General features: G+C 58.2%; 4 protein-coding genes and 4 pseudogenes. 1 reads left to right on the plus strand and 7 read right to left on the minus strand.

Features of this window, described 5'->3' with window-relative positions:
* A partial coding sequence (locus DID99_RS37650; RefSeq protein ID WP_221623078.1) for a hypothetical protein occupies positions 1-209 on the plus strand: 209 nt, incomplete at its 5' end.
* 40 nt (positions 210-249) lie between these two features.
* Here the strand turns inward: DID99_RS37650 and DID99_RS38250 are convergent.
* The 7 genes and pseudogenes from DID99_RS38250 to DID99_RS37540 all read right to left on the minus strand — a co-directional run.
* A pseudogene (locus tag DID99_RS38250) lies at positions 250-437 on the minus strand (transposase domain-containing protein); the annotation flags it as partial.
* A gap of 19 nt (positions 438-456) precedes the next feature.
* Positions 457-759 (minus strand): annotated as a pseudogene (gene tnpB, locus DID99_RS38255) (IS66 family insertion sequence element accessory protein TnpB); the annotation flags it as partial.
* Positions 747-1,133, minus strand: coding sequence for a transposase (locus DID99_RS36010; RefSeq protein ID WP_260444786.1), 387 nt, complete (start codon positions 1,131-1,133; stop codon positions 747-749). The pseudogene tnpB and the gene DID99_RS36010, both read right to left, overlap by 13 nt.
* Before the next feature lie 89 nt (positions 1,134-1,222).
* A pseudogene (locus DID99_RS38595) lies at positions 1,223-1,369 on the minus strand (pentapeptide repeat-containing protein); the annotation flags it as partial.
* 12 nt (positions 1,370-1,381) lie between these two features.
* Positions 1,382-1,711, minus strand: a complete 330-nt coding sequence (locus DID99_RS36020) for a hypothetical protein (protein WP_124668679.1) — start codon at positions 1,709-1,711, stop codon at positions 1,382-1,384.
* 56 nt (positions 1,712-1,767) lie between these two features.
* Positions 1,768-2,928 (minus strand): annotated as a pseudogene (locus DID99_RS36025) (IS30 family transposase).
* Positions 2,929-3,154: 226 nt separating this feature from the next.
* Positions 3,155-3,456 (minus strand): hypothetical protein (locus DID99_RS37540; protein ID WP_185733879.1); only part of this gene is annotated, 302 nt, incomplete at its 5' end.

Consider the following 3,456-nt stretch of genomic DNA (forward strand, 5'->3'; position numbering starts at 1 on the left):
CTGGACGGCAACCGCCGATTCCATCCTTCAGAAAGTGGCTCGGCTATGCAAAGTTATTTCTGGGACGGAACACTAGCAAGCTGTTGAAAAGCGCCTCGCTTTGGCGATCGGGGCACTGTTTAAAAGGGTTTTCGTATGCGATTGAGTTGCAGACGGATGTGCCGGATGCCCCGCTGGCTTGTTCGAGTTTCTACGTAGAAACTGTGTAAGCACCCGGTAAAGGCACCGAGGCTCGGGAGGTACCGCTGATCAAGCCGCGGCGAGCGACCAGCGATGCGGAAGCAGCGACGCGATGTCGTCGGCACGATGCGTGGGCAGTCGGGTGAGCACGTCTTTCAGATAGGCGTACGGATCATGGCCGTTAAGCTGCGCCGATCGGATCAGACTCATGATCGCGGCTGCACGTTGCCCCGCGCGCGCAGTGAGCCGGCGAACAGCGTGCGTCAGGGTCTGCCACGGCAGCCCCGTCACGAGCGCCCGCAACTGTTCGGGATTCAACGCGACGGCGATTGCTTCGTGGCCGTTCGTCCAGACGAACCGGCCCTTGTTCAGGCGACGCGCAGCCAGCCAGATTCCGAAGCCGTCATAGACGAGTACCTTCATGCGCGTCGAATGCTTGTTGGCGAACAGGTAGGCATGGTGAGGGCGCGCTGCGCCGAACACCTTCACCACACGCGCCAGAATCGTATCGGTGCCGGCACGCATATCCAGCGGTTCAGTCGCCAGCCATATCGCGTCGATGCGGATCACCGCAGCCATCCCTGCAACCAGAGCGCACAATCACTGGCCGCCGATAACGGCCAACGCACGATCACCGTCGCCGCACCCCGACGTACCTCGATCTGGATCTCCGTCGCCCCAGATGCAGCCCCGTACGTCTCCAACTGTAACGGCACAAACTCTGCCGATGGCGCGCTCATCGACTTGCGGGCAGCTTCGGCCGCATCCCGTTCTTCCTGGGCGGCCACCCAGCTTCGCAGCATGTTGGCATTCAGGCGGTAGTGCAGCGCTATCGCCGCGATCGACTCGTTCGGCTGCATCGCCGCACGGATCACCTGTGCCTTGAACTCCTTGCTGTGCCGCCGACGTCGCGTCGGTTGCACAACCTCCTGCATCACCTCGGTCTCCTCCATCGTGTACATCTGTCCATTAAAAATTTAGATGGACACGATCCTCGCCTTCGCGCCTAACCCGATCAAGATGACTTCCCCGGGTGCTTACGTTACTTCATCTTTACACTCAATTTATGCAACAACGCCCTGTCCAGGTTGACATCATTAAAGATGCAACCCTCAAAACGCGCGCCACTCAGATTCACGCTACGAAGATCGAGTCCATTGAGCCGAACATCTTTGACGGCCGCACCCGAAAGATTTGCCCCCTAGGAAAGAGGGCCGGGCAGCGACGGTTCGTCAACGGGAATGCGCTCGCCGCGCGTGAGTGGCTCAACCGCCTGCTCAAATCCTTGCCGGATCTGTTCTATGAATGCGATTTCGGAGCGCTGGACCGGCAGCAGGCTTGATATGAATCCGACACGTTTCCGCCGCTCGTCCGACGAAATCGAAATTGAGATCCCGTCGCTGCTGTTACGGATCTGATACTCGATACCATCGATACGCAGTGTTCCCGTCGGCGAAGCCACACACGAAATCAGCATCTGGAATTGCTGTTGGATATTCGTGCGGCTAAGTCCGGAGTGCAGCCGTGTCATTATTGGCAACTCCAGTGATGATTGACAGCGGGTTGTGTCGGGTATCGGGTGCGGATTCAACCCGTCGATGCAACGAATTGATGAAAGCGCTCAGCCGGTGTATCGAAGTCTAGCGTCTTTCGAGGACGCTCATTGAGCCGCCTGGCAACAGCGTTGAGCGTGGCCTGTGAATAGGCCGACAGGTCGATCCCCTTTGGGAAATACTGCCTGAGGAGCCCATTTGTGTTCTCGTTCGAACCACGTTGCCACGGGCTCTGCGGATCACAAAAATAGACCTTGATGTCGGTGGCCACGGTGAAGCGCGTGTGATCGGCCATCTCTTTGCCTCGGTCCCAGGTCAGTGATTTGTATAGTTCATGAGGAAGCTTGCCGGCGTGTCGGATCAGTGCGTTGATGACCGTTTCCGTATCCTTACTGGCAACCTTCACCAGCATCACGAAGCGGCTCTGACGCTCGACGAGCGTGGCAATCTGGCTGTTCGCGCTGCCGAACAGCAGGTCGCCTTCCCAATGGCCGGGTATCGCACGATCATCAACGGTCGCGGGGCGTTCACTAATTGGGACGGTGTCGCAGATTCTGCCGTGGTCGTCGGTCTTCATCGTGTGATGACGCGAACGGCGCATGGCTCGCGAGCGCCGCAAATGCTCGAGCAATTCCTTTTTGAGCGCACCGCGAGCTTGTATGTAGAGGCTGCGGTATATGGTTTCGTGCGACACCTGATAGTCCCTGTTGACCGCGTACACGTGCTTAAGCCAACCGGCGATCTGCTCGGGCGACCACTGCAGCCGGAGCTTGCTTGCCACGACCTAGGCGAGTTCCCGGTTCCTGACAAGCTTGCAGACTTGGGGACGACGGGCTCGCTCCCAAGCAAGTTCGTCAGCATTGTTCGCCCGATATCCCTGCGTACCCCCGTTCCGCTTGAACTCGCGGCTAATGGTGGACGGAGCGCGTCCGAGCCGATTCGCAATCGCGCGAATCGAATCGCCGGCAACCGCTGAACGCGAAATCTCCTCTCGCTCGGCCAAGGTCAGTGCCAACCTTGAACGGCGCCGTTGCTTCGGCTGTATGCCGCCCGTTTCGGCCAGAATCCCTTGTACCGAGGAATGGTTCCGATCAAACAACTGGGCGATCTGCTGCAGCGACTCGCCCTCGCGCCAGCGCTCCCACATTAACGCCTTCTGACTGCCTGTATAGTAGATCCGCCGTCTCTGTTTCATTGCAACACTCCTTGCTGCTATGCAGCTTCAAGTGTGTTGCATCGACGGGTTGAATCCGCAGGACATGCCGGCCGCTATGACATGATGTGATATCGCTGTCTCGGCCGCGTCGACGTAAGTGCGGAGACATGCACACGCAGCCTGTTAAGCCATGACGCGACGTGTTCGACCATCAGAAAAGCGAAGGTTGTCGGACTCCTGGCCCTGGCCACGAATGCCTCCTCTGTCATCCGCGGCCGAACACGACCGGACACAGCGATTTAATGCCATCTCCGCGCGCCTGCTGAAGCAGAGCCTCCCTTCGAACCGGGTCATCCCATGCTGAGTCGGCCTTTTCAAACGGGTCCACCGCGAACGAACACTTGGTTGCCAGATCCATGTGGATGATGCCATTACCCGATCCCTGAAGAGTGATGTGATCGATATTGGATCGCACCATGTATGTATCTTCAATGCGCGCCCCGGCGAAAAAAAAGCCGGACAGCTGGCAATTCAGAAACCGGGTATGGGTGACATCACTGTAAAGAA

Source organism: Burkholderia sp. Bp8986 (genome assembly GCF_003854225.1).
Lineage (GTDB): Bacteria > Pseudomonadota > Gammaproteobacteria > Burkholderiales > Burkholderiaceae > Burkholderia.

Bases quoted from the DNA above. Each gene is read 5' to 3' on its own strand.
- DID99_RS36020 (WP_124668679.1), bottom strand. From the start codon at position 1,711: ATGACACGGCTGCACTCCGGACTTAGCCGCACGAATATCCAACAGCAA.
- DID99_RS36010 (WP_260444786.1), bottom strand. From the start codon at position 1,133: ATGGAGGAGACCGAGGTGATGCAGGAGGTTGTGCAACCGACGCGACGT.